The organism is Citrobacter sp. BIDMC107, from assembly GCF_001037575.1.
Taxonomy (GTDB): Bacteria; Pseudomonadota; Gammaproteobacteria; order Enterobacterales; family Enterobacteriaceae; genus Citrobacter; species Citrobacter freundii.
Map to the genome: position 1 here is coordinate 4,372,061 of NZ_KQ089848.1, position 25,315 is coordinate 4,397,375.

The 25,315-nt window shown below is 53.5% G+C and carries 29 protein-coding genes and 1 riboswitch; of the genes, 23 read left to right on the forward strand and 6 right to left on the reverse strand.

Annotated elements, in window-relative coordinates:
* Nucleotides 1-13 precede the first annotated feature (13 nt).
* Genes pduE through pduA form a run of 5 tightly spaced genes read right to left on the reverse strand, consistent with a single transcriptional unit; the run spans nt 14 to nt 4,008 of the window.
* On the reverse strand, nt 14-532 hold the full coding sequence (gene pduE, locus SK39_RS20230; RefSeq protein WP_016150572.1) for a propanediol dehydratase small subunit PduE: 519 nt from the start codon (nt 530-532) through the stop codon (nt 14-16).
* 14 nt (nt 533-546) lie between these two features.
* Nucleotides 547-1,221, reverse strand: coding sequence for a propanediol dehydratase medium subunit PduD (gene pduD, locus SK39_RS20235; protein WP_032936764.1), 675 nt, complete (start codon nt 1,219-1,221; stop codon nt 547-549).
* Nucleotides 1,222-1,231: 10 nt separating this feature from the next.
* Nucleotides 1,232-2,896 carry a propanediol dehydratase large subunit PduC gene (gene pduC / locus SK39_RS20240; protein ID WP_003030249.1) on the reverse strand — a complete coding sequence of 555 codons (1,665 nt, stop codon included), beginning with the start codon at nt 2,894-2,896 and terminating at the stop codon, nt 1,232-1,234.
* Nucleotides 2,897-2,914: 18 nt separating this feature from the next.
* The gene (gene pduB / locus SK39_RS20245) at nt 2,915-3,727 is read right to left on the reverse strand and encodes a propanediol utilization microcompartment protein PduB (protein WP_003030252.1); all 813 of its coding nucleotides are present in this window, start codon (nt 3,725-3,727) and stop codon (nt 2,915-2,917) included.
* Nucleotides 3,727-4,008 carry a propanediol utilization microcompartment protein PduA gene (gene pduA, locus SK39_RS20250; RefSeq protein ID WP_003030255.1) on the reverse strand — a complete coding sequence of 94 codons (282 nt, stop codon included), beginning with the start codon at nt 4,006-4,008 and terminating at the stop codon, nt 3,727-3,729. Before pduA ends, pduB begins: the two co-directional genes overlap by 1 nt.
* A 525-nt stretch (nt 4,009-4,533) precedes the next feature.
* Between pduA and pduF the strand changes: the two genes are divergently transcribed.
* The 23 genes from pduF to ldtA all read left to right on the forward strand — a co-directional run bounded on the left by pduF (nt 4,534) and on the right by ldtA (nt 24,598).
* Complete coding sequence (gene pduF / locus SK39_RS20255) at nt 4,534-5,343, forward strand: propanediol diffusion facilitator PduF (RefSeq protein WP_003030258.1); 810 nt, start codon at nt 4,534-4,536, stop codon at nt 5,341-5,343.
* A 203-nt stretch (nt 5,344-5,546) separates the two neighbouring features.
* Nucleotides 5,547-6,458 carry a transcriptional regulator PocR gene (pocR, locus tag SK39_RS20260; RefSeq protein WP_003030260.1) on the forward strand — a complete coding sequence of 304 codons (912 nt, stop codon included), beginning with the start codon at nt 5,547-5,549 and terminating at the stop codon, nt 6,456-6,458.
* Between the two features lie 332 nt (nt 6,459-6,790).
* Nucleotides 6,791-6,965, forward strand: a riboswitch (cobalamin riboswitch).
* An 88-nt stretch (nt 6,966-7,053) separates the two neighbouring features.
* Entirely contained in the window at nt 7,054-8,433 is a 1,380-nt protein-coding gene (locus tag SK39_RS20265) for a cobyrinic acid a,c-diamide synthase CobB (RefSeq protein ID WP_048217359.1), read from the forward strand.
* Nucleotides 8,430-9,389: an adenosylcobinamide-phosphate synthase CbiB gene (gene cbiB / locus SK39_RS20270; protein WP_003839024.1), complete on the forward strand. Its 960-nt coding sequence runs from the start codon at nt 8,430-8,432 to the stop codon at nt 9,387-9,389. The genes SK39_RS20265 and cbiB overlap by 4 nt, the downstream gene beginning before the upstream one ends.
* A gap of 10 nt (nt 9,390-9,399) precedes the next feature.
* On the forward strand, nt 9,400-10,032 hold the full coding sequence (locus tag SK39_RS20275; RefSeq protein WP_003030267.1) for a cobalt-precorrin-8 methylmutase: 633 nt from the start codon (nt 9,400-9,402) through the stop codon (nt 10,030-10,032).
* Nucleotides 10,029-11,165 carry a cobalt-precorrin-5B (C(1))-methyltransferase CbiD gene (gene cbiD / locus SK39_RS20280; RefSeq protein ID WP_032936768.1) on the forward strand — a complete coding sequence of 379 codons (1,137 nt, stop codon included), beginning with the start codon at nt 10,029-10,031 and terminating at the stop codon, nt 11,163-11,165. The genes SK39_RS20275 and cbiD overlap by 4 nt, the downstream gene beginning before the upstream one ends.
* A complete protein-coding gene (locus SK39_RS20285; RefSeq protein ID WP_003844235.1) occupies nt 11,159-11,764 on the forward strand; it encodes a cobalt-precorrin-7 (C(5))-methyltransferase in 606 nt (201 codons plus the stop codon). Before cbiD ends, SK39_RS20285 begins: the two co-directional genes overlap by 7 nt.
* Nucleotides 11,754-12,323 carry a decarboxylating cobalt-precorrin-6B (C(15))-methyltransferase gene (locus tag SK39_RS20290; protein WP_003030273.1) on the forward strand — a complete coding sequence of 190 codons (570 nt, stop codon included), beginning with the start codon at nt 11,754-11,756 and terminating at the stop codon, nt 12,321-12,323. Before SK39_RS20285 ends, SK39_RS20290 begins: the two co-directional genes overlap by 11 nt.
* Nucleotides 12,316-13,089 carry a cobalt-precorrin-4 methyltransferase gene (locus SK39_RS20295; protein WP_003030275.1) on the forward strand — a complete coding sequence of 258 codons (774 nt, stop codon included), beginning with the start codon at nt 12,316-12,318 and terminating at the stop codon, nt 13,087-13,089. Before SK39_RS20290 ends, SK39_RS20295 begins: the two co-directional genes overlap by 8 nt.
* Nucleotides 13,070-14,125, forward strand: coding sequence for a cobalt-precorrin 5A hydrolase (gene cbiG / locus SK39_RS20300; RefSeq protein ID WP_003030276.1), 1,056 nt, complete (start codon nt 13,070-13,072; stop codon nt 14,123-14,125). The genes SK39_RS20295 and cbiG overlap by 20 nt, the downstream gene beginning before the upstream one ends.
* Nucleotides 14,125-14,850: a precorrin-3B C(17)-methyltransferase gene (locus SK39_RS20305; protein WP_003030278.1), complete on the forward strand. Its 726-nt coding sequence runs from the start codon at nt 14,125-14,127 to the stop codon at nt 14,848-14,850. The genes cbiG and SK39_RS20305 overlap by 1 nt, the downstream gene beginning before the upstream one ends.
* The gene (locus tag SK39_RS20310; protein ID WP_048217360.1) at nt 14,847-15,632 is read left to right on the forward strand and encodes a cobalt-precorrin-6A reductase; all 786 of its coding nucleotides are present in this window, start codon (nt 14,847-14,849) and stop codon (nt 15,630-15,632) included. The genes SK39_RS20305 and SK39_RS20310 overlap by 4 nt, the downstream gene beginning before the upstream one ends.
* A 10-nt stretch (nt 15,633-15,642) precedes the next feature.
* Nucleotides 15,643-16,437: a sirohydrochlorin cobaltochelatase gene (gene cbiK, locus SK39_RS20315; protein WP_003844231.1), complete on the forward strand. Its 795-nt coding sequence runs from the start codon at nt 15,643-15,645 to the stop codon at nt 16,435-16,437.
* Nucleotides 16,434-17,147: a cobalt-factor II C(20)-methyltransferase gene (locus SK39_RS20320; RefSeq protein ID WP_044711250.1), complete on the forward strand. Its 714-nt coding sequence runs from the start codon at nt 16,434-16,436 to the stop codon at nt 17,145-17,147. Before cbiK ends, SK39_RS20320 begins: the two co-directional genes overlap by 4 nt.
* Nucleotides 17,144-17,881 carry a cobalt ECF transporter S component CbiM gene (gene cbiM, locus SK39_RS20325; protein WP_003834098.1) on the forward strand — a complete coding sequence of 246 codons (738 nt, stop codon included), beginning with the start codon at nt 17,144-17,146 and terminating at the stop codon, nt 17,879-17,881. Before SK39_RS20320 ends, cbiM begins: the two co-directional genes overlap by 4 nt.
* 2 nt (nt 17,882-17,883) lie before the next feature.
* Nucleotides 17,884-18,165 carry an energy-coupling factor ABC transporter substrate-binding protein gene (locus SK39_RS20330; protein ID WP_003030289.1) on the forward strand — a complete coding sequence of 94 codons (282 nt, stop codon included), beginning with the start codon at nt 17,884-17,886 and terminating at the stop codon, nt 18,163-18,165.
* On the forward strand, nt 18,152-18,829 hold the full coding sequence (locus SK39_RS20335) for an energy-coupling factor ABC transporter transmembrane protein (protein ID WP_003030290.1): 678 nt from the start codon (nt 18,152-18,154) through the stop codon (nt 18,827-18,829). The genes SK39_RS20330 and SK39_RS20335 overlap by 14 nt, the downstream gene beginning before the upstream one ends.
* Nucleotides 18,830-18,837: 8 nt before the next feature.
* Nucleotides 18,838-19,653 carry an energy-coupling factor ABC transporter ATP-binding protein gene (locus tag SK39_RS20340; RefSeq protein ID WP_003839037.1) on the forward strand — a complete coding sequence of 272 codons (816 nt, stop codon included), beginning with the start codon at nt 18,838-18,840 and terminating at the stop codon, nt 19,651-19,653.
* Entirely contained in the window at nt 19,650-21,170 is a 1,521-nt protein-coding gene (locus SK39_RS20345; RefSeq protein WP_048217361.1) for a cobyric acid synthase, read from the forward strand. The genes SK39_RS20340 and SK39_RS20345 overlap by 4 nt, the downstream gene beginning before the upstream one ends.
* Complete coding sequence (gene cobU / locus SK39_RS20350) at nt 21,167-21,712, forward strand: bifunctional adenosylcobinamide kinase/adenosylcobinamide-phosphate guanylyltransferase (RefSeq protein ID WP_003844228.1); 546 nt, start codon at nt 21,167-21,169, stop codon at nt 21,710-21,712. Before SK39_RS20345 ends, cobU begins: the two co-directional genes overlap by 4 nt.
* On the forward strand, nt 21,709-22,452 hold the full coding sequence (cobS, locus tag SK39_RS20355; RefSeq protein ID WP_003844226.1) for an adenosylcobinamide-GDP ribazoletransferase: 744 nt from the start codon (nt 21,709-21,711) through the stop codon (nt 22,450-22,452). Before cobU ends, cobS begins: the two co-directional genes overlap by 4 nt.
* A gap of 24 nt (nt 22,453-22,476) precedes the next feature.
* Nucleotides 22,477-23,541, forward strand: a complete 1,065-nt coding sequence (gene cobT, locus SK39_RS20360) for a nicotinate-nucleotide--dimethylbenzimidazole phosphoribosyltransferase (protein WP_048217362.1) — start codon at nt 22,477-22,479, stop codon at nt 23,539-23,541.
* Nucleotides 23,542-23,668: 127 nt separating this feature from the next.
* Nucleotides 23,669-24,598, forward strand: a complete 930-nt coding sequence (ldtA, locus tag SK39_RS20365; protein ID WP_048217363.1) for a L,D-transpeptidase — start codon at nt 23,669-23,671, stop codon at nt 24,596-24,598.
* A 24-nt stretch (nt 24,599-24,622) separates the two neighbouring features.
* On the opposite strand, the gene SK39_RS20370 is transcribed toward ldtA, so the two are convergent.
* The gene (locus SK39_RS20370; protein WP_048217364.1) at nt 24,623-25,306 is read right to left on the reverse strand and encodes an ABC transporter ATP-binding protein; all 684 of its coding nucleotides are present in this window, start codon (nt 25,304-25,306) and stop codon (nt 24,623-24,625) included.
* Nucleotides 25,307-25,315 lie beyond the last annotated feature (9 nt).

Here is a 25,315-nt window from a genome sequence, read left to right on the forward strand (position 1 = left end):
TCCTATCCCTGAGTTAGTCGTCGCCTTTGAGTTTTTTACGCTCAACGTACAGCGCTGCCGCTTCACGAACGAAAGCTGCACAGATTTTTGCCTGATAACGATTTTCGAGATCGTCGGCGATAGCCATCAGCTCATCTTTTGTTGAGCGGTACGGGCGCAGCGCGTTGTAGATCTCAAGAATGCGATCGTCAGGAACAGCGGTTAGCTCGGCAGCGCGCTCAAAGTTCATCGCCAGCCTGTCACGTCCGGCATCTTTGGCGATTTCCGCCTGGAGGCGCAGTGTTTCAGGAGTGATGCGCATGTCCTGCGCGGTCACTTTGTTGCTCAGAACATTTTCAAGCGTGAAGTCGTCCAGCGTTTTGTTGGTCGCAGTTTTTACCCACTCAGGATGTTTATTCGCGAGAGGGTAATCCGTGACTTTCGCGGTATGTGCTGATGAACTTGCCGCGGACGGAGTCGCGGACTCGCCTTGCAGGCTGTTCATCCGGCTCAACACATCCCGAACCATCGATTCAATTGCGTCGGTATTCATGGAGGTATCCTTTATCAAAGCGCCACGCGCAGTTCCTGCGGGTTTTTGCCTGTCACAACGTATTTGGTCTCTTTAATGTGCAGAATGGCTGATTTCGCCTGGTACTTAGGACGAGCCATCTGGTCATTCAGCGTAGGGACCGGTTGCGGAGATTCACGCTTGGCATAACGCGCGGCGTTTTTACCGATCTGACGATAGGTTTCTAGCGTCAGAAGCGGTGCCTGAGGGAACAGCTCCAGGTTTGAAAGCGGCGGTAACCCCTGCTGGTGGATAACCGTCGTGCCTTTTGACTGGATACCGATAGAGATCCCGGAACCGCTCAGACGGTTACCCTCAACGGCAACAAACGCCACATCGGAGGATTTAAAGCAGCGGATAACGCGCGCTTTTATGCCTTCTTCTTCAATACCGGCAATCACTTCGCGCAAGATATTCTTATGCGGGATCCCAACAATATTGACGGTTTGTGACAGGCCAAACGCTGGCCCTACGGCAATAATCACTTCGTCCTGTTGCTGGCCTTGTTTGGCTTCACCAATCTCGGTCAGAAAGCTGTCGCCCTGTGCCGTAGCAGCCTGAGGTGCGCTTGCCGCTGTAGATGCACGGAAAGAGACGGGTTTGTCGCTGGTCTGCATTTCAGACAACACATCTTCAATTATCTGGCGCAGCAGTTTTTCATTAATTTCCATTTTTCACCCCTTAGCCAAGCTCGTTGGGATCAAGTGCGCCAGGGATGTTTTTGATCTCTTCCCAGCGTTCGCCTTGCAGGCGATAACCTGTTGCCGGACCGGCATAGTCGTTAACATCATTGACAGCGGATAGCACCTGTCCGTCGCCAACGATAATGGCGGAGGTATGCAGGTAATCCCCGGTTAACTTGGCTTTCTGGATGTTGAGCATGTCCTGAGCGACATCGGTAAATCCGCCCTGAGCAAGGGCTTTCACCACTTCCAGACCGTTACGGTTTTTGTTGATGATCTCTTGTGCAAACTTGATATCTTCAACGATGTTACGTTCCGGCATATCTTTCGAACCGTGGGCGTAGGTCGCCGCTTCCACTTCTTCATCAGTGATTGGCGGTAATCCCATCCCGGCAAAGACGGCCTGCAGCGCACGCGCCGCTTTGTTACGAATGGCGATAACGTCTTCTTCACGAACCGGGCGCAGACCACCGTCTACTTTCAGGTCACGCTGGAGAACGTTGTAGTCGTCAAAATCTTCAGCATCCTCGTTCGAACCCGCAAACATGTTGTCGTAGTTCGGCACTGCGGAATAACCAGAGGAAATGAAGTCAGTACCCGGCAGGAACTGCATCAGCAGACGCGCAGTACGACGCATATCCGAATGGGTAAAGGTTTGGTCGTTGCTGGAGGCGCATTCCAGATCCAGAGAGGAGCAGATCAGGTTTTCAGCCAGCACTGCACGAATTCCTGACGGCACGGCGGAAGGGACTCCGATGCAGCTTACGGAACCGTTTTGCAGACCCTGTACGCCAGCAGCTTTGGTGATGTAAATACAGCGGGCTTCCAGATAAAGCATCGATTTGCCTTCGGCGTAACCCATCTGAACTTCTGAGCCAGAGCCGGAGGTAAAGCGCATTTTCAGACCACGGGATGCGTAGGATGAGGCGAGGAAGCCTTTAGACCATGGCGTGTCATCGCCGTCGGTAAAGACGGGTTCAGTACCATAGACGGAGATGGTTTCAGCGTAGCAGGTGTGGCCTAGCATCCCGAGTTTGAGTTCGGTTGCTTCTTCCAGAGAACACTGAGTTAACACGCCCGGGCGTCCAACCTGTGAGCCGACTAACAGCGCAATGGCGTTAAATGGCGCATAACGCGCAACGGCAACGGTCGTTTCCTGTTCGTCAAATCCACGCCATGCGCCTTCAGCGGCATCAGCGGCAATTTGCACGGGGTTATCTTTGACATTAGTGACGTGCGCTTGTTGAGATGGTGTACGACGAGCACGCATTTTCTGCATGGCCATCATCATCTCAACGACGTTCATATGGGACACGACTTCGACAATTTTTGCCGGCGTCATTGCGGTGGTCAGCGGCACAATGTCTTTGCGCTTCACGTTAGGATCGCAAAGCATATTGGCCAGTTTGACCGAATCCATCGCCATGACTTCTTCAGCGCGCGCCAGGTTAATGCCATAGCGGGCAATAAAATGGTCGATTAAGTCAAATTCACTAGCGGATTTACCGTCCAGTTCAGTGACTGTACCGTTGACGATTTTAATCGACGGTTTGGGGTCGTTCGGGCTTTCCATCGCAATGAAGCCTTCTTCGATCCACTCCTTAACGAAGCCATCCTGATTCACAGGGCGCTTCGCCAGTGCTTCAAATCTTTTCGATCTCATGAATCAGCCTCACTGATATCAGATGTAGGACGGACGATCGTTTTTCGGCTCTGAGCCGAGGGTCCCGAGTACGGTTTTACCGATTTCACGGGCGGAGATAACAGCCTGACGAACAGCGCCAGAGTCACCCGAAATAACCAGAATGGCTTCGTTACTGAAGCTGGTGCCATGAGCAGGGGAGCTGTAAGCCACAACTTCCACGTTGGCGGATTTCAGGGCAGTATCAGCCATCAGGACACCAACGGATGCTGGTGCGCCGACGATGACGCCACAGGCACGACCAATCGGTGCGCCAAAGGCTTTTTCCAGTGCGTAGCTGGCGCGTGCGGTGTACTGCATTTCGATGTGACCGGCTTCGTTGGCATAAACGTCGCCAAAGGTGCGATCCAGTTCTTTCAGTGCGACTTCAATGCCGCGTTTCACGTCGGAAACATCGTTGCCGCCAAGAATAATCAGCGAGCCATGACCTGCGCCGCCTTTGGTATCACGTGGTAACTCAATACTGACGACTTCAGTATTGGTGGCTTTCACCGCTTCATCAGCGGCCATGATGTGTGGACCCGCACCAGTACGGGCGCCAAGGATGCCAATGGAGCGATAGCGTTTTTCAAGTTTCATTGCGTCCAAGAGGGCACTGTCTACGTTGGCGATTACCAGACCGACGGTGTCGCCAATCGCGGTACCGACAAACTCCGTTAAACTGCAGCTTTTCTCTGCCATAGCCGTTTCTCGTGTTGGGTGATTATTTTCTGGGATAGCCTGCTGTTCCGGCGTTGCCACACGAGCAATCACCTGCGCCATGATCTGTTCAACCAGTTCATTGCTGCTCATTAGCTAATTCCCTTCGGTAAGATTTTTTCTACATCGGTATGCGGGCGTGGGATAACGTGTACGGCTTTCACTTCTCCCACATTACGGGCTGCGGCGGCACCGGCATCTGTTGCTGCTTTGACTGCGCCGACATCGCCGCGGACAATAACTGTTACCAGCCCCGAACCAATTTTTTCGTAGCCGACCAGCATTACATTGGCTGACTTCACCATTGCATCTGCGGCCTCTATGGCTGCAGTTAAGCCTTTGGTTTCTACCATTCCTAACGCTTCTTGTTGCATAAAGACCTCGCCTGGGTTGTCCCGATTTTCATGACTATAAAAAGAAGCGAGGAAAAAGAATGGCTGAGTTGAAAGTAAGAGTGAAAAAATAGTGGGGTTACGGTGAGATAAAATTGCTGTTTGTTATTGTAATATACTGTTTTTGTTGGTTATTTTAAGCTTTATCGATATGATTATTTGGTTATGTTAATTCCATATTTACACTTTTATGAGTGACAGTTTAAATATCATTTGCTATGCGAGAAAAATGAAATTGTGATGATCGTTTGAAAATGGAATTCTGCTTTTCGCAATATTTTATTATTTTGAAAATGTACTTTTAATAGGGTGAATCCTCGTTTTGTCACCTGTTTTAATAAAGGTGATGGCAAAAATTTGCTATCACAACACGATTTTTAAGGGTATGTCGCTTGCAGATTGCCAACAATTTGCCGATACAGATTTTTATAGTAAGTCTTGAAGTAATCTTCCTGCCAGCAAGGAGTCCGCTGGTAAAGACACGAACTCTGCTTAGAAGGTGTCACAATGAACGATTCACTAAGAGCGCAATGTATTGCTGAGTTTTTGGGTACCGGGCTATTTTTGTTTTTTGGTATTGGGTGCCTGAGCGCCCTTAAAGTCGCGGGTGCCAGTTTGGGATTGTGGGAGATCTGCATCATATGGGGCTTGGGGATCTCGCTTGCAGTTTACCTGACAGCCGGGATTTCTGGGGCCCATCTCAATCCTGCTATTACCATCGCACTTTGGTTGTTTGCCTGTTTTCCTGGTCGTAAAGTACTGCCTTATTCTGTCGCTCAGATAGCGGGTGCCTTTGGTGGCGCTATGCTGGCCTATTTGTTGTACGGCAGTTTATTCATTGAGTATGAATCAGCCCACCAAATGGTACGCGGCAGTCTGGAAAGCCTGCAACTTGCCAGTATTTTTAGCACGTATCCTGCCGCCGCACTGAGTGTCTGGCAGGCCGCACTAGTCGAAGTGGTGATTACCTCCATTCTGATGGGGATGATTATGGCGCTAACGGACGACGGTAACGGCGTTCCCAAAGGCCCTCTGGCACCACTGTTGATTGGTATTCTGGTTGCTGTTATCGGCGCATCAACCGGTCCACTTACCGGTTTTGCGATGAACCCGGCACGTGATTTTGGTCCTAAATTGTTTGCCTGGATGGCCGGGTGGGGTGATGTTGCGATGACTGGTGGGCGCGATATCCCTTATTTCATCGTGCCGATTGTGGCTCCCATCATCGGCGCCTGTGCGGGCGCAGCAATTTATCGCTATTTTATTGGCAAAAATTTACCGTGTAATTCGTGTAAGTTGGAGGAAAACGAGAGCTAGCTTCATGAAAGATGTTTATTATTGAAAGGCAAAAACTGTTTTCGTGATCCGGTTTCCTGAACGGCTTAAAAAGTCTCCCAAGAATGGGAGACTTTTGTTATGTTCAATGCTGACTTTCATCAGAGCGCTGGATCGCGAGATGAAAATGAATGTGTGAATAATATGTTTTATTTATAACAATAAATTAACTGAGAGGTTTTATCATGATTTCTGCGAGTGCCCTGAACTCAGAACTCATTAATAAAATCGCACAGGATTTTGCACAGGCCACCAGTCTGGCTGTTGTGGTTGTCAATATTCACGGTGATGAAATTTCTGAGCTTTTTAATTTCACTCCTTTTTGCCAGTTGATGCGCCAGCATCCTCAGCATAGTACGCGTTGTCGTATGAGCGACCGCTGTGGCGGGTTGGAAGCCTCTAAGTCCGATCAACCTTGCATTTATCGCTGCCATGCCGGGCTTACCGATTTCTCAATTCCGCTGGTCATCGCGGGACACCTGGTAGGGTTTGTGCTTTGTGGACAAGTACGCTTAAGTAACGATGTAGGTCTCGTTGATATTCTGAACGTCGATGACCGCTGGCAAGCCGATCCAGAGCTGGTCAACGAATTCCGTAATGTACCTGAGATGGACTATTCTCGAGTCATTGCCTCAGCGGATTTACTCAAGCTCATCGTCGAAAATTGCCTTAAGAAACAACTCAATTTTGTTGTTATCAAAGATAACCCGCAGCAGTCAGAGCCGGTACGCGCTAACCGCAGTACCAACCCCCATGACAGTAAAATGAAAAAAGCCCTGCGCTACATTGATGCACATTTATCAGACGAGTTGCGTCTGGAAGATGTTGCCTCTCATGTTTTCCTTAGCCCGTACTATTTCAGCAAATTGTTCAAAAAATATCAGGGTATCGGTTTTAACGCATGGGTAAACCAACAGAGAATGGCAAGTGCCAAAGAGTTGCTTTGCCACAGTGACTGGAGTATAGCCAGCATTGCACGTAATTTAGGCTTTTCGCAAACCAGCTATTTTTGCAAAGTGTTCCGTCAAACGTATCAGGTTACGCCGCAGGCATTTCGCCAGCAAATTAATGTCATTTCACGCGGAGAGTCCGCTTAAATAGCAATATTTTGCTATTGCCGATTTTTGATATATGGTGCTATGTCCGTCATTATAAAATGAAAAATAATGACAGCTGCCAATAAATTGTCATAGCGCAACAAAATAATGGTATTAGAGGGATAAACTGCACCAGTTTTTATTTTTGTGATGAGATACAGTGTCTGTGTGAATGACTTTCTTTATTCTTAGCTGATACTTTCATTCAAAAAGTGAACGTATGAATATGAGGGAAAAGGCCAGGAAATTGGCTGAATGAATTCGGAAAGATATTAAACTGAATTATTGTCATGAGGTCGTGAATTTACCTCATAACAGAGAGCTTAATTAACCAGGCTCTTGAACTGACAGGTTTGCCACATATGTGGTAGGGAAGGGGGTGAGAATCCCCCGCAGCCCCCGCTGCTGTGATGCTGACGACCCCGTATGGACCACTGATCGCAAGATTGGGAAGGACGGGTGAGGATGACGCTAAGCCAGAAGACCTGCCTGTCAGTGACTACCAACAACTTCGGTGGGAAGTGGGTGGTTCAGATGCATACAGTCGAGAGACTGGGTATCTCTACACCCCTACCACCCTGAACAGGATCAGGGTATGGCGGCCAATTTTCACGCATTTGTTCTTGCAGGTACCGGAAGCGGCTGTGGTAAAACCACGGTGACGCTGGGCTTGTTGAGCTTGTTGAAAAAACGCGGTTTGCGCGTCCAGCCTTGCAAAGTGGGTCCTGATTACCTTGATACCGGCTGGCATACAGCGGTATGCGGTACTGCTTCCCGCAATCTTGATAGCTTTATGCTTCCCGTCCCCACGCTGAACGCTCTATTCAATGAGCAGATGCAACATGCGGATATCGCTGTTATTGAAGGTGTGATGGGGCTGTATGACGGCTATGGTACCGACCCAAACTACTGCAGCACCGCCGCGATGGCTAAACAGTTAGGCTGTCCGGTCATCTTACTGGTTGATGGCAAAGCCGTTTCCACCTCAATCGCCGCAACGGTAATGGGTTTTCAGCATTTTGATCCCACCCTGAACATCGCTGGCGTTATTGTTAATCGGGTTAACAGCGAAACGCATTACCAGTTACTGAAAGTCGCAATCGAACGTTACTGCGATGTACCCGTCTTAGGTTACGTACCCCGTATGGATGGGGTTGCCCTTCCCGAACGACATTTGGGTTTAGTCACCGCACGTGAGTCGGTTATCAATCAGCAACCGTGGCAGGAGTTTGCTGCCACGCTGGAGCAAACCCTTGATATTGACGCACTGCTGACATTAAGCCAGTCAACCAATCTTCCTGCTGGCGAATGGCCCGCGCTGCCTGCCCCAGATGCTGGAGCAGGGCTAACGCTTGCAATTGCCGATGACGAAGCCTTCAACTTCTACTACCCGGACAACATTACGCTGCTGGAACGCACGGGGCTTAATATTGTTCGTTTTAGCCCGTTGCACGACACCTGCTTACCCGACTGTCAGATGATCTGGTTAGGCGGTGGATATCCTGAGCTACACGCTGCGGCGCTGGCTCGCAATGTCTCGATGCTGAAGCAATTGCGAGCGGCACATCAACGTGGCGTCGCGATTTACGCAGAGTGTGGGGGGCTGATGTATCTCGGCAGTTCGCTTGAGGACAGTAACGGCGATACCTGGCTGATGGCGGATATCATTCCCGGCCACAGCAAAATGGGAAAACGTCTGACCCGATTTGGCTACTGCGAAGCGCAGGCCGCACAGCAAACATTGTTAGCAGCAGAAGGCGAAGTGCTGCGCGGGCATGAATTCCACTATTCCGATTTTACCCCTGAAACGCCAGCGGTGATGAACTGTCGCAAAGTGCGCGATGGTAAAACGCTGCAAGCCTGGTCCGGCGGCTGGCAGGTTGGAAACACCTTTGCCAGCTATTTACACGTTCATTTTGCTCAACGTCCGCAGATGCTTAGCCACTGGCTGACAGCCGCGAGGAGCGCGCTATGACGATCCTTGCGTGGTGTGTTGCCTGGCTGCTTGATTTTATCATCGGTGATCCGCAGAACTGGCCGCATCCGGTGCGCTGGATTGGCAATCTGATTTCTGCCGTGCAGCGAATTATTCGGCGTTATTGTCATAGCGACCGAGCGCTGCGCATTGGTGGCGCGGTGATGTGGATTGTGGTGGTTGGTCTGACCTGGGCTGCGTCCTGGGGCGTGCTGGTACTGGCAAAATCTGTTCACCCCTGGTTGGGTTGGGTGGTAGAGGTATGGATGATCTTTACCGTGCTGGCCGGGCGATGCCTGGCGAATGCCGCACAGGATGTCGAACGTCCTCTACGGGCCGGTGACCTTGCTGCGAGTCGGGAAAAACTGTCGTGGATAGTGGGGCGTGATACCTCGCAACTGCAACCGCAACAGATCAATCGTGCGGTGGTGGAAACCGTGGCTGAAAACACCGTAGACGGCATTATCGCGCCGCTGTTTTTTCTCCTTCTCGGCGGTGCGCCCCTGGCGATGGCCTACAAAGCGGTAAACACCCTTGACTCCATGGTGGGCTACAAACATGAAAAATACCGCGCTATCGGTATGGTCAGCGCGCGTCTGGACGATGTCGCGAACTTTATTCCTGCAAGACTGAGCTGGCTGCTGCTGGGCGTGGCGGCATTTTTATGCCGTAAAGACGGCTCGCGAGCTTTACAGATTGGCTGGCGCGATCGCTACAACCACAGCAGCCCAAACTGTGCGTGGTCAGAGGCATCCGTAGCCGGGGCATTAGGCATTCGTCTGGGTGGTCCTAATGACTACTTTGGCGAGCGCGTTGAGAAACCGTGGATCGGTGATGCGCAACGCGACATTTCGGTAGACGACATTTCCCATACGATTCGACTGATGTGGGTGGCATCGACGCTGGCACTGGCGCTGTTTATTGCGCTGCGGTGGCTGTGGGCCGGTGTAGCCTGAGGACAACATAATGCAATATATCCAGCAACCCCAGGCGATTGAAGCCAAAAGTTTCGACATTATTGGCGAGATCATCCGTGAAACCCGTCCGGACTATCAGTTTGCCAGTCCGTTACATGAAGCCATTATCAAGCGGGTCATTCACACGACGGCAGATTTCGACTGGCTGGACATTCTGTGGTTTTCCAGTGATGTGCTGGAGCAGTTTTGTGCGGCGCTTAGCCGTTCGAGCGTGATTTATACCGACACCACGATGGCGCTTTCCGGGATCAATAAAACGCTGCTGGCAAAATTCGGCGGTGAATGCCGCTGTTACATCAGTGACCCGAGAGTTGTGCGTACGGCAAAAGAGCAGGGGATTACCCGGTCCATGGCTGCTGTCGACATTGCGGTGAAGGAAGAGGGGGAAAAGCTGTTTGTCTTTGGCAACGCGCCAACAGCGCTGTTTCGCCTGCTTGAGCATGATGTCGCTGTCAGCGGTGTGGTTGGCGTACCGGTCGGATTCGTTGGTGCAGAAGAGTCGAAAGATGCATTGACCCAAAGCAAGTTGCCCGCCATTGCCGCGTTAGGCCGTAAAGGGGGGAGTAATGTCGCTGCCGCTATCGTCAACGCCATGCTTTATCACATGCAGGGGGCGCGATGAGCGAGGCCTTCGATACGCCGGTGTGGCACAACGGTAAAGCGCTGCGTAAAGGATATACCACGGGATCGTGCGCCACGGCGGCGGCAAAAGTGGCAGCGTTGATGGTATTGCGCCAACACCTCATCCATCAGGTTTCCATCGTCACGCCTTCCGGGGTGACGTTGTGCCTGAACGTTGAGTCGCCACATATCGAAGGGCAGCAGGCAATAGCCGCCATCCGCAAAGACGGTGGTGATGATGTGGACGCCACACATGGGATGCTGATTTTTGCGCGCGTGACGTTAGACGATAGTGGCGTGATTGCCTTACAGGGCGGTGAAGGGGTCGGTACGGTAACCCGCAAAGGGATTGGCCTACCGGTCGGCAGTTCGGCGATTAACCGTACACCTCGCCAGACCATCGAATCTGCCGTCCGCGAAGCGATTGGCCCAAATCGTGGGGCGCAGATTGAAATCTTCGCGCCAGAAGGCGAAGAACGGGCGCAAAAAACCTACAACTCCCGCCTTGGCATTCTGGGCGGCATTTCGATTATCGGCACCACGGGTATTGTCACGCCGATGTCGGAAGAGAGCTGGAAACGTTCGCTGTCGCTGGAGCTGGAAATTAAGCGGGCGGCTGGGCTGGAGCGTGTCGTACTGGTGCCGGGAAACCACGGCGAGCGTTTTGTGCGCGAGCAGATGGGTATCGACACCCAGGTTGTAGTCACCATGAGCAACTTTGTCGGCTACATGATTGAAGAAGCCGTACGTCTTGGATTCCGGCAAATTGTGCTGGTGGGACATCCCGGTAAGCTCGTCAAAATCGCGGCGGGGATCTTCCATACCCATAGCCATATTGCCGATGCCCGCATGGAAACGCTGGTGGCCCACCTCGCATTACTTGGCGCACCGCTGGAGCTGCTGACGCTGGTCAGCGAGTGCGATACCACCGAAGCGGCGATGGAACATATCGACGCATACGGTTTCCAGCACATTTATGACCATCTGGCTCAGCGCATTTGTATGCGTGTTCTGCAAACATTGCGCTTTACCAAAAATCCGCCGATCTGCGATGCCATCATGTTTTCCTTTGATAATCAGGTTCTTGGCAGTAATCGTCCGGTCGCAGAGATTGCTGAGGAGATGCAATGTTAACCGTTGTAGGGATGGGCCCCGCCGGTTTGCATTTGATGACGCCTGCGGCACGTGAAGCGGTCGCGGTGGCGGATGTTCTGGTCGGTGGAAAGCGGCATTTGCAGCAATTCCCGGATTTTGCCGGTGAACAGTTTGCTCTTGGCGCCAATATCCCGGAACTCCTGAGTTGGATTAGCGCGCACCAGGAGAAGCATGTTGTGGTACTGGCATCTGGCGATCCGCTGTTTTACGGCATCGGGACGCGCATGGTGGTGCATTTTGGTATTGAGAATGTGCGGATTATTCCCGGCATTAGTGCGGTGCAGTACCTGTGCGCGCAGTCCGGTATTGATATGAACGATATGTGGCTGACCAGTAGCCATGGCCGCAGCGTCTGTTTTGATGAGCTGGCGCGACATAACAAGGTAGCGATGGTGACTGATGCGCTGTGTGGCCCGCGTGAAATCGCGCAGCAGCTCATTGCCCGAGGCAAGGGGCATCGCTGGATGGTGATTGGCGAAAACCTGGCAATGGAAAACGAAAAGATCCATTTCCTGCCTGTGCGTGAAGTTAACGCCGACTATGACATGAATGCAGTGGTGATCCTCGATGAAAGATGAGCTGTTTCTGCGTGGAGAGAAAGTGCCGATGACCAAAGAAGCGGTACGCGCACTTGCCCTCTCAAAACTTGAATTACACCGCGCCAGTCACCTGATTGATATAGGCGCCGGAACCGGCAGCGTGTCGATAGAGGCGGCGTTGCAATATCCCGGATTACGTGTAACGGCCATCGAACGTAACCCGGCGGCGCTCAGGTTGTTGGATGAAAACCGCCAGCATTTTGCCTGCGCAAATATCGATATTTTTCCCGGCGTTGCTCCCATGACCATCGCGGAAAAAGCCGATGCCATTTTTATGGGCGGCAGCGGTGGTCATCTGACCGACCTGATTGACTGGTCGATGCGTCAATTACATCCCGCAGGGCGTTTGGTGATGACATTTATCCTCCAGGAAAACCTCAACACCGCCCTAACACATCTGGACCATCTTGGCGTACAGGGAGTGGATTGCCTGCAGCTACAGGTTTCCTCGCTTACCGCGCTTGGCAGTGGTCACTATTTTAAACCGAATAACCCCGTATTTGTTATCGCCTGTCAGAAGGAAGGAAACCATGTCTGAGATTTTTGATCCCCGTAGCGTGTGGTTTGTTGGCGCAGGTCCTGGCGATCGCGAGCTGATTACCCTCAAAGGTTACCGGTTGCTGCAACAGGCGCAGGTTGTTATCTACGCCGGATCGCTGATTAACACCGAACTGCTGGAGTATTGCCCTGCTGGTGCTGAATGTCACGACAGTGCCGAACTGCATCTGGAGCAGATCCTTGATCTGATGGAAGCCGGAGTGAAAGCGGGTAAGACCGTTGTGCGTCTGCAAACCGGCGATGTCTCGTTGTATGGTTCCGTGCGCGAGCAGGGCGAGGAGCTGACCAAACGCGGGATTGACTGGCAGGTGGTGCCCGGCGTCAGCGCGTTCCTCGGCGCGGCGGCGGAGCTGGGTGTTGAGTATACCGTGCCCGAAGTGTCACAGAGCCTGATCATTACGCGCCTGGAAGGCCGCACCCCGGTACCAGAGCGTGAACAGCTGGAGTCTTTTGCCAGCCACCAGACATCAATGGCGATATATCTTTCCGTCCAGCGTATTCATCGGGTGGCTGAGCGTCTGATTGAAGGCGGCTATCCGGCGACCACGCCCGTAGCGGTGATCTATAAAGCGACCTGGCCGGAAAGCCAGACCGTACGCGGGACCCTGGCGGATATTGGCGACAAGGTTCGCGATGCTGGCATCCGTAAAACGGCCCTTATTCTGGTCGGTAATTTCCTGGGCTCGGAGTATCACTACTCCAAACTCTATGCGGCGGACTTTAGCCATGAATACCGTAAAGCCTGAGTCAATTGCGCTTTTTTGCCTGACTCCTGGCGGCGTTGTGCTGGCGAAACGTCTGGCAGCTATGCTGCCGGTAACCTGTTTTACCAGTGAAAAGCTGCTGGAGGAGGGGTTTATTCCCTTCGAAAACGGCTTTGCGAATACCGCTCGCGAAGCGTTTACGAATTATTCGGCGCTGATTTTTATCGGGGCGACCGGCATTGCGGTGCGCGTACTGGCCCCGCTGGTCAACGACAAGTTTTGCGATCCGGCGGTGGTGGTCATTGATGAACGTGCCCAGCATGTCATCAGCCTGCTCTCCGGTCATGCGGGCGGTGCTAATGCGTTGGCTCGTTATCTGGCGGGCATGTTGGGTGCCGACCCGGTTATCACCACCGCGACGGATGTGAACGATATGGCGGCACTGGATACGCTGGCATTTCAACTGAATGCCCGAATGAGTGATTTCCGTTCGGCGGTGAAGATCGTCAATCAGATGTTGGTCAGCAATAAGCGGGTTGGGCTGTGGTGGGATGACGAACTGACGCAGGATGTCAGCCATTGCGACCGGCGCGGATTTATTACGGTCACCGATCTCAACCAACTCCCTGAACTGGATGCTTTGGTGTGCATCACCTTACGCACCAATTTACCTGAGCTGCCTGTTCCGCACTGGAAGCTGGTGCCGCAGCGGGTTGTGGCCGGAATTGGTTGTCGCCGTGATACGCCGTTCCCGCTGCTGGCTGCGCTGCTTGCCCGCCAACTCGAAGCCCAACAGCTTGATCCGCTGGCGCTAAAAGCGATTGGCAGCATCACGCTGAAAAAAGATGAACAGGGACTTATCCAACTGGCTTCATGCTGCCGCGTTCCTTTCGAAACCTTTACTGCTGACGCGCTGCGTGAGCATGAGCACCGTTTTCCGGCCTCATCGTTTGTTCGCAAAACGGTGGGTACAGGAAGCGTTTCTGGTCCTGCAGCCTGGCTGTTGAGCCACGGACAACTGTTAGGCGAGACCCTGCGAGAACAGGGCGTCACTATCACTTTGGGAGTTTCACACTGATGTTAAGCGTAATTGGAATTGGCCCTGGCTCGCAGGCAATGATGACCATGGAAGCCGTTGAAGCACTGCAGGCAGCGGAAATCATCGTGGGCTATAAAACCTACACCCATCTGGTAAAAGCGTTCACTGGCGACAAGCAGGTGATCAAAACCGGGATGTGCAAAGAGATTGAACGCTGTCAGGCGGCGATCGAATTGGCGCAGGCGGGGCACAACGTGGCGCTGATCAGCAGCGGTGACGCGGGGATTTACGGTATGGCCGGGCTGGTGCTCGAACTGGTCAGCAAGCAAAAGCTGGACGTTGAGGTCAGGTTAATACCAGGGATGACCGCCAGCATTGCCGCCGCCTCTTTGCTGGGTGCGCCGTTGATGCACGATTTCTGCCACATCAGCTTAAGCGATCTGTTAACGCCGTGGCCGGTTATCGAAAAACGCATCGTTGCCGCCGGTGAGGCCGATTTTGTTATCTGTTTCTACAACCCGCGCAGTCGGGGTCGCGAAGGTCACCTGGCGCGCGCATTTGAGCTGTTATCTGCCAGCAAGAGCGCACAAACGCCGGTTGGTATTGTGAAGTCAGCCGGACGTAAAAAGCAGGAAAAATGGCTGACCACGCTGGGTGAAATGGACTTTGAGCCGGTTGATATGACCAGTCTTGTGATCGTGGGCAATAAAACAACCTATGTTCAGGACGGCCTGATGATCACGCCACGAGGTTATGTGCTGTGAATTATGGTGATGTGCTGGTCATGGGCGGCACCAGCGACGCGCGCATGCTGTGCCAGCAACTGGATGCGGCAAACGTGGCCTACACCCTGTCCGTTGCGACCCCGACGGGAAAGCAGCTGGCGGGAGACATCAAAGGCCAGGTGCGCTGCGGGCGTCTGGAACGCGAGCAAATGATTGCCTGGCTGCAGGAAAATCAGACGCGCTGGGTGATCGATGCCTCGCATCCGTACGCCGAGGTGGTGAGTCGCAACATTATGAATGCCTGCGAAGCGGCGGGCGTACTGCTGAGCCGCTACCAGCGCCCTGAGCAGTTGAGCGGATTAACTCACCCGCAGCTTTATACCGTACAAAGTATTCCGCAAGCCTGTGAGGTGGCGCGACGCTTCGGCGATCGCGTGCTGCTGACGACCGGTAGTAAAGATCTGGCCACCTGGCGCGAAGGGTTGCCTGAAAAAACGCTGCTGGCGCGTGTTCTGCCTGTACCTGAGGTCATTCAGCAATGCGCGGATCTGGGATTTGGCGTCGGTGAAATCTTCGCACTGTGTGGGCCGTTTAGCGCCGAGTTCAACGCCGCGTTTTATCGCCAGTGTCAGGCTGATGTGGTGATCACTAAGGCTTCAGGCGCTGAAGGTGGTTATCAGGAAAAAGTTCAACCCTGTCTGGATGCCGGTATCCCCTGCATCGTGATTACACGTCCGGCACCGTTGGTGACGGGAGACGAGTTACTGGAAAGTCAGGCCGCCTTTGCGGCGCGTTTAACGCGTTGGCTGGCCGCGGCTTAAGGAGTTAGAGATGAAAAAGGCGCTTCTGGTGGTCAGCTTTGGCACCAGCTATCACGACACCTGTGAAAAAAATATTGTGGCCTGTGAGCGCGATCTCGCAGCCAGTTGCCCTGATCGCGACCTGTTCCGGGCGTTTACCTCCGGGATGATTATCCGCAAGCTCAAGCAGCGTGACGGCATTGAAATCGACACACCGCTGCAGGCGCTGCAAAAACTGGCGGAGCAGGGGTATCAGGATGTGGCTATTCAGTCGCTGCACATTATCAATGGCGACGAATACGAAAAAATTGTCCGCGAAGTGCAAAGTATGCGTCCGCTGTTTTCACGCCTGACGCTGGGTGTACCGCTACTGAGCAGCCATGAAGATTACGCCCAGCTGATGCTGGCGCTGCAACAGCAAATGCCGACGCTTAGAGAAAATGAAAAAGTGGTGTTTATGGGACACGGCGCCAGCCATCATGCCTTTGCCGCCTATGCCTGTCTCGACCATATGATGACGGCGCAGCGCTTTCCGGCGCGGGTTGGGGCGGTGGAAAGCTATCCGGAAGTGGATGTGCTGATTGAAAGTTTATCTCAGGAAGGGGTGGCGGCGGTGCATCTGATGCCGCTGATGTTAGTTGCTGGTGACCATGCTATCAATGATATGGCCTCTGACGAAGATGATTCGTGGAAAACATTGTTCAATGCGGCCGGGATAAAGGCTACGCCATGGCTCAGTGGACTGGGTGAGAATCCGGCGGTTCGCGCCATGTTCGTGGCACATTTACAGCAGGCGCTTAATGTGGCGCTGGAGGAAGCAGCATGAGCGGGAAACTGTACGCATTAAGCACCGGACCTGGCGCTTCCGATCTGATCACCGTACGTGCTGCACGTACGCTGGGCATGCTGGATATTCTCTATGCGCCTGCCGGGCGTAAAGGCGGCGATAGCCTGGCGCTGTCGATTGTACGGGAGTATATCGGCGAGCAGACCGAGGTCCGCTGCTGCCATTTTCCCATGAGTGCCGACAGCGCGGAAAAAGAGGCCGTCTGGGATGAGGTTGCAACCGCGCTGGTTCAGGAAGTCGAAGCTGGAAAAAAAGTAGGTTTTATTACGCTCGGCGACGCCATGCTGTTCAGTACCTGGGTCTTTTTACTGCAGCGCATTGGTTCGCCTGACTGGTTAGAAATCGTCCCGGGCGTGACTTCTTTCGCTGCGATTGCCGCGCGTTCGAAAACCCCGCTCGCCATGGAGCAACAATCGCTGGCAGTGGTCTCCTGTACCGCGCCGGAAGCTGAAATTCAGCAGGCGTTAAAGCAGCATGACAGTCTGGTGTTAATGAAAGTGTACGGTCGTTTTGCGCGTATCAAAGCGCTGCTGCAACAAGAAGGTTTGTTGGGCTGCGCATTAATGATGTCTGAAGCCACGCTGCCAGCTGAACAGTGTTGGCGTCATCTCGATGAGGTGAGCGACGATCAGCCGCTGCCTTATTTCTCGACCATTCTGGTCAACAAACAGTGGGAGTATGCACAATGAAGCTTGAACAACAGCTAAAACAGCTGTCTTTCAGCGGGTTGGCTGCGGCGCTATTACTGATGATTGTTCCTGAGCAAGCGTTCGCCATGCACATTATGGAAGGCTTCTTGCCGCCGATGTGGGCGCTGGCATGGTGGCTGCTGTTTTTACCCTGCCTGTGGTACGGGCTGGTGCGCTTGCGCCAAATCGTGCAGGAAGATAACCACCAGAAAGTTTTACTGGCACTGTGCGGCGCCTTTATTTTTGTGCTGTCGGCGCTGAAAATTCCTTCCGTTACCGGAAGTTGTTCACACCCTACCGGCGTAGGCCTGGCAGTTATCCTGTTTGGACCTGGCGTAGTGGCCATCCTCGGGGCGATCGTTCTGCTGTTCCAGGCACTGCTGCTGGCACACGGTGGTTTAACGACGCTCGGCGCGAACGGCATGTCGATGGCGGTAATTGGCCCGGTAGTGGGTTACATGGTGTGGAAAATGGCCTGCCGTGCAGGGCTGCGTCGTGATGTTTGCGTCTTCTTGTGCGCGATGCTGGCGGATCTCGTCACCTATTTCGTGACGTCGGTACAGCTGGGCGTGGCGTTCCCGGATCCCTCTGCTGGCGCTACCGGTTCAATCATTAAGTTCATGGGGATTTTCTGTCTGACGCAGATCCCAATCGCGATTGCGGAAGGGTTACTCACCGTGCTGATTTACGATCAGCTGACCAAACGCCAGTTAATAACCGCACAAGGACATTAACGATGAAAAAGACGCTGATTATATTGGGCATGGTTGTGGCGCTGGTGATCCTGCCGTTCTTTATCAACCACGGTGGAGAGTACGGCGGTTCAGACGGTGAGGCTGAGAGTCAGATTCAGGCTATTGCCCCGCATTATGAACCCTGGTTCCAGCCGCTGTATGAACCGGCAAGCGGTGAAATTGAAAGTCTGCTGTTTACACTTCAGGGATCGCTGGGCGCAGCCGTGATTTTCTATATCCTGGGTTATACCAAGGGCAGGCAACGCCGTGATGACCGGGCTTGACAGGCTTAGCTATCAAAGCCGTTGGGTTCATGTCTCGCCAGTGCGGAAATTTCTGCTCTGGCTGGTGATGATGATTCTGGCGTTTACTCTGCCCCCGTTGGGGCAGGGTATTGAGCTGTTATTGATTGCCGCGCTGAGCTGCTGGCTGCTGCGTATTTCATTCTGGCGCTGGTGCCGTTGGATGGCATTACCGTTTGGTTTTCTGGCGGTTGGCGTAGTGACCATCCTGTTTAGCATCAGCCGCGATCCACAGACGCTGTTGGCCAGCATACCTGTGGGAAGTTACTGGTTGGGAATCAGCGCACCAGGTCTGGTGACAGCGAATGAAACGTTCTGGCGCAGCCTTGCAGCGCTGGCGGCAACCTTCTGGCTGGTACTGAATCTGCCGTTTCCGCAATTAATTATCCTACTCAAACGCGCGCACGTTCCTCGCCTGTTAACTGAGCAGATCCTGCTGACCTGGCGGTTTATTTTTATTCTCTTAGACGAGGCGCTGGCTATTCACCGCGCACAAACGCTGCGTTTTGGTTATCGTAGCTTGCCGTTGGGCTACCGCTCTCTGGCAATGCTGGTGGGATTGCTGTTCACCCGCGTGTTGATCCGCTACCAGCAAATGACCACCACACTGGATATCAAACTTTATCAGGGTGATTTTCACCTGTAAGGAAAAGTATGCTTGCCACCTCAGCGCTTTGGTTTCGCTATCAGGATGACCCGATCCTCAAAGGGCTAACGCTGGATTTTTCTACGCATGCCGTCACCGGGTTGGTAGGCGCTAATGGTTGCGGGAAATCCACGCTGTTTATGAACCTGAGTGGCTTATTGCGCCCACAGCAAGGCGCGGTGATGTGGCAGGGCAAACCGCTGGATTACAGCAAACGCGGCCTGCTGGCGCTGCGTCAACAGGTGGCAACGGTATTTCAGGACCCCGATCAGCAAATCTTTTATACCGATATCGACAGCGATATCGCCTTTAGCCTGCGCAATCTCGGGGTGGATGAGGCTGAAATCGCCCGACGCGTGGAAGATGCGCTTACGCTGGTCGACGCCCAGCATTTTCGCCATCAGCCCATTCAGTGTTTAAGCCATGGGCAAAAAAAACGCGTAGCGATAGCCGGGGCGTTGGTGTTGCAGGCGCAGTATCTGCTGCTGGATGAACCTACTGCGGGCCTCGACCCGTCAGGCCGCACGCAGATGATTGAGATTATCAAACGCATCGTAGCGCAAGGAAACCATGTCGTAATTTCAAGCCATGATATCGATCTTATCTATGAAGTCAGCGATGCGGTGTACGTTTTACGCCGGGGCGAAGTACTCACGCACGGCACGCCAGGCGACGTTTTCGCCCGTACGGATCTTATTGAACAAGCGGGATTAACTCAGCCCTGGCTGGTGAAGCTGCATACCGAGTTGGGCTTCCCTCTGTGTAAAACAGAGGCTGAATTTTTTAGCTGTATGCGAGAGAACGCACTGAAGGAGGCGTCATGACGCAGGCAATAATGTTGCAGGGAACGGCATCTGATGTGGGTAAAAGCGTATTGGTCGCCGGGCTGTGTCGTATTTTTTATCAGGATGGACTGCATACCGCACCGTTCAAATCGCAGAACATGGCGCTGAACTCTGGCATTACGCCAGAGGGAAAAGAAATGGGCCGCGCGCAAATTTTTCAGGCTGAAGCCGCAGGTATTACGCCAGATGTGCGTATGAACCCGGTTCTGCTTAAACCGACCAGCGATCGCAAAGCGCAGGTAGTGCTGATGGGCAAAGTAGCGACTGATATGGACGCGGTGAGTTACCACGAGTACAAACCACGTCTGCGGGAACAGATCCTGTCAGTTTATAACAGCCTGGCGCAGGAGTTCGATGTGCTGGTGCTGGAAGGTGCGGGGAGCCCGGCAGAGATTAACCTGCGCGATCGCGATATCGTCAATATGGGCATGGCAGAAATGGCGCAGTGCCCTGTCGTTTTGGTGGCGGATATCGATCGTGGTGGGGTATTCGCCTCCATTTACGGCACGCTGGCGCTGTTGCACGATCACGAACGCGCACGCGTAAAAGGGGTGATCATCAATAAGTTTCGCGGTGATGTGACGCTGCTGCACTCCGGTATCGAGCAAATTGAAGCGCTGACCGGTGTTCCGGTGCTGGGCGTGATGCCATGGCTGGATGTTGATCTGGAAGATGAAGATGGCGTTGCACTGCAAAAGGGCAAGTATTTGCGCACTGATAAACGCGACATCGACATCGCCGTTGTGCAAATCCCGCACATTTCTAACTTTACGGATTTCAATGCGCTTGCTGCGCAGCCGGATGTGCGTGTGCGCTATGTTCGCCAGCCTGAAGAGCTGGTGGGGGCCGATCTGGTGATTTTGCCCGGCAGCAAAAATACCCTTGGCGATCTGGTGTGGCTGCGTGAAAGCGGGATAGCGCACGGCATCGTGCAATTGCATCGTAATAACGTACCGGTGGTGGGGATTTGCGGCGGTTATCAAATGCTCGGCGATACCATCATTGATGAAGTGGAGTCAGGACTCGGTACGCTGCCGGGGCTGGGCTTGCTCAATACCGTAACCCATTTTTCCCAGCACAAAACCACGACCCTGGTTGAGGGGCAAATGTCCTCATCGCTGCCTGACTGGCTGGCGGGCACGGCGGGGTTATCCGTTCGCGGTTATGAAATTCATATGGGCGAAACAGCATTAACCGATGAATGTCAGTCGGTGATGACGTTGCACAAAGACGGCTGCAACGTTGTTGACGGCGCGGTCACTGCGGATGGTCTGGCGTTCGGCACCTATCTTCACGGTCTTTTCGACAGCGATGATTTCACCCGTGCGTTGGTCAATGGCCTGCGAGAACGTAAAGGGTTAGCTCCGCTGGATTCCACCTTCCATTACGCGCAATATAAATCGCAGCAGTTTGATCTGCTGGCGGATGCGATGCGGCAACACATCGATATTGAGAAAATTTATACCATCATGCAGCAACACCGGGAGCCAGTATGATGATTCTGGTTACTGGCGGCGCGCGAAGCGGTAAGAGTCGGCATGCGGAAGCGCTGATCGCTGATTCCCCAAACGTTTTGTATATTGCGACTTCGCAGATTTTTGATGAGGAGATGGCTGCGCGAATTCAGCATCATCGCGATGGACGTCCTGCGCACTGGCGTACAGCCGAACGTTGGCAACATCTTGATGAACTGATCACGGCCGCGAACGATCCTCAGGAAACCATTCTGCTTGAATGCATCACTACGATGGTGACCAACCTGCTGTTTGCTCTGGGCGGTGACAGCGATCCGGACAGCTGGGATTACGCGGCGATGGAGCAGTCTATCGAAGGTGAAATCCGTTCGCTGATTGCAGCCTGTCAGCGCTGCCCGGCAAAGATCGTGTTGGTCACTAACGAAGTGGGAATGGGGATTGTGCCGGAGAACCGTCTGGCGCGGCATTTTCGTGATATTGCAGGACGCGTGAACCAGCGACTGGCGGCGGCGGCTGATGAGGTCTGGCTGGTGGTATCAGGAATTGGAGTCAAAATTAAATGAGTAAGTTGTTCTGGGCAATGCTCTCTTTTATCAGTCGCTTGCCCGTTCCTGCTCGCTGGTCGCAAGGACTGGATTTCGAGCACTATTCCCGCGGTATTGTGATGTTTCCCCTGATTGGCGTCGTGTTGGGAGGGTTGACGGGGCTGGTCTTCATGGCGCTCCAGACCTGGTGCGGTATACCGTTGGCCGCCCTTTTTGCGGTGCTGACGCTGGCGTTATTGACCGGGGGATTTCATCTGGATGGTCTGGCGGATACCTGTGACGGCATTTTTTCGGCGCGCCGACGCGAGCGGATGCTGGAAATCATGCGCGACAGTCGTCTGGGAACCCACGGTGGACTGGCGTTAATTTTCGTTTTACTGGCGAAGGTGCTGGTGGTGAGCGAACTGGCTTTGCGTGGCACGCCGATGCTGGCTGCGCTGGCGGCGGCATGTGTCGCCGGGCGAGGAACGGCGGTGTTGCTGATGTATCGGCATCGCTATGCCCGCGAAGAAGGGCTGGGTAACGTTTTTATTGGTAAAGTCACCGGGCGTCAAACCTGCGTTACGTTGGGATTGGCGGCGATCCTTGCTGCCGTGCTGCTTCCCGGCATGCGCGGCGTGGCAGCGCTGGTTGTCACAATGGTGGCGATTTTTATTCTTGGGCAGTTATTAAAACGCACGTTGGGTGGGCAAACCGGCGATACGCTGGGCGCTGCCATTGAACTTGGCGAGTTGATTTTCTTGCTGGCTCTGCTCTGAGCCAGCCCACATACTGGAACCCTTATGCAGACTTTAACCTCTTTACTCCGCGCGATCCCATTACCTGACAGTGCCGCGATGCTGCGCGCGCAGCAGCATATCGACGGCTTGCTTAAGCCGCCGGGAAGCTTGGGGCGACTCGAATCTCTCGCCGTACAATTGGCCGGGATGCCTGGCCTGAAGGGTGTGCCGCATGTGAATGGCAAAGCGATGCTGGTGATGTGCGCCGATCACGGCGTGTGGGATGAAGGGGTTGCCGTTTCACCTAAAGTTGTCACGGCTATACAGGCTGCCAATATGACGCGTGGAACGACCGGCGTCTGCGTCCTCGCCGCTCAGGCGGGGGCGAAGGTCCATGTGATAGATGTGGGGATTGATGCTGAACCTATTCCCGGCGTGGTGAATATGCGCGTGGCACGCGGCTGCGGCAATATAGCCGAAGGCCCGGCAATGAGCCATTCGCAGGCCGAGGAGCTGTTGCTGGAAGTCATTCGCTATACCCATGAACTGGCCAAAGACGGCGTAACGCTGTTTGGTGTCGGTGAGCTTGGTATGGCAAATACTACACCTGCGGCGGCCATTGTTAGCGTGCTTACCGGCAGTGATGCTGAGGAAGTCGTGGGTATTGGCGCTAACCTTCCTCTTTCTCGGGTGGGGAATAAGGTAGACGTTGTGCGTCGGGCAATTGCCGTCAATCAGCCGGATCGCCATGACGGTGTCGATGTGCTGGCTAAAGTTGGTGGGTTCGATCTTGTCGGCATGGCAGGGGTTATGTTGGGGGCGGCCTCCTGCGGCCTGCCGGTCGTGCTGGATGGTTTTCTTTCTTATTCCGCTGCGCTGGCGGCCTGCCAGATTGCACCACAAATTAAACCCTACCTAATCCCGTCACATTTCTCCGCTGAGAAGGGCGCCCGTACCGCGCTGGCGCATCTTGAATTGGATCCGTATCTGAATATGGGGATGCGTTTGGGCGAAGGCAGTGGGGCCACGTTGGCGATGCCAATTGTTGAGGCTGCTTGTGCGATGTACAACAATATGGGGCAGTTAGCCGCCAGTAACATCGTGCTTCCGGATGGTAAGGAAGCGTAGTTACCGCTCAACCTGAACCTCGCCTGTTGGCGAGGTTTTTTTATGCGCAAATATGTCGTAACCCACTAAAACAGATAATAAAAGCTATAATTAACGGATATCTGCTGCGACGAAGGAAAGGAAAAAGATGCGTCGTGTAAAACTGCTTTGTTCACTCATTATGCTGCTTGCGAGTCAGGGCGCGCAGGCGGTAAGTTATCCACTGCCGCCAGAGGGCAGTCGCCTGGTGGGTAGCCCTTTGACTATTACGGTTCCACCAGGTAATACCAAGCCGCTGGAAGCATTTGCCGCTCAGTACGGGCAGGGGTTGAGCAATATGCTTGAAGCCAATCCGGGCGTCGATGTTTTTCTGCCTAAATCGGGTTCAACGCTGGTTGTGCCGCAGCAACTGATATTACCGGATACCGTACGCGAGGGGATTGTCATCAACGTCGCCGAGATGCGGCTTTACTATTATCCTGCTGGCAGCAATACGGTTGAGGTTTTACCCATTGGCATTGGTCAGGCGGGTAGAGAAACGCCGCGCAACTGGGTGACGGCGGTAGAGCGTAAGCAGGAAGCGCCAAGCTGGACACCGACGCCAAATACCCGACGCGAATACGCCGCTCGCGGGGAAAACTTGCCAGCATTTGTTCCTGCCGGGCCAGAAAATCCGATGGGCCTGTATGCAATTTATATCGGCAGGCTTTATGCCATTCACGGGACAAATGCCAATTTCGGTATTGGTCTGCGGGTAAGCCAGGGGTGTATCCGTTTGCGGAATGACGACATCAAGTACCTGTTTGATACGGTGCCTGTAGGGACCCGTGTACAATTAATTGACCGACCGGTGAAATACAGCGAAGAGCCGGACGGTAGTCGTTGGGTGGAAGTGCATGAGCCGCTGTCGCGAAATCGTTCGGAATACGAGTCTGACAGAAAGGTACCTTTGCCAGTCACTCCCGCTCTGCGTACCTTTATCAGCGGGAATGACGTGGATGTGAGCCGTGGGAACCAGGCACTGGAAAGACGTTCCGGTATGCCGGTGAACATCAGCCTGGTACAGAAACATTATTAATTTTCAGGGCGACCCTGGTGACCTTCAGGTCGGATGGGTCGCTTTTTTTATTTGATACTGCCCCATTTTTACCACGCCAATATGGTCTGCCATTAGTTGAGCTTCGTGTTCGCTGTGGGTAACCAACAGCGCCGTTTGCCCGGCGGCGCGCAAAATATCCCGTACCTCGTTGCCAAGACGTTCACGTGTGCGCTTATCAAGGCTGGAGAAGGGTTCATCGAGCAACAGGATTTCCGGATGTGGCGCCAACGCGCGCGCAAGGGCGATACGCTGTTGTTGCCCGCCTGAAAGCTCATGCGGATAGCGGTTGGCATGGCTGTGTAACTCCACCATTTTCAACAGCTCAGTCACTCTGGCCTGTTGTTCCTCACGCGGCATGCGACGCAATCCAAAGGCCACATTTTGCTGCGCGGTCAGATGGGGGAATAACGCATATTCCTGGAAGACCATGCCGACATGACGTTTTTCCGGTGGCAGATGAATGCCGGGACCGGCAACACGGCGCTGTGACACATAGATCTCTCCGTTTTGCAGGCGTTCAAATCCGGCAACTGCGCGTAGCACCGTGGTTTTTCCGCAGCCTGAAGCGCCCAGCAGACAGGCGATTTCACCTTTATGTACGGACATTGAAAATCCGCTCAGTACCGATTGCTGGCTGTTGCCATAAGTAATGTGTACATCCTGGAGTCGTAATGCAATTTCTGACATTGTTGCTCT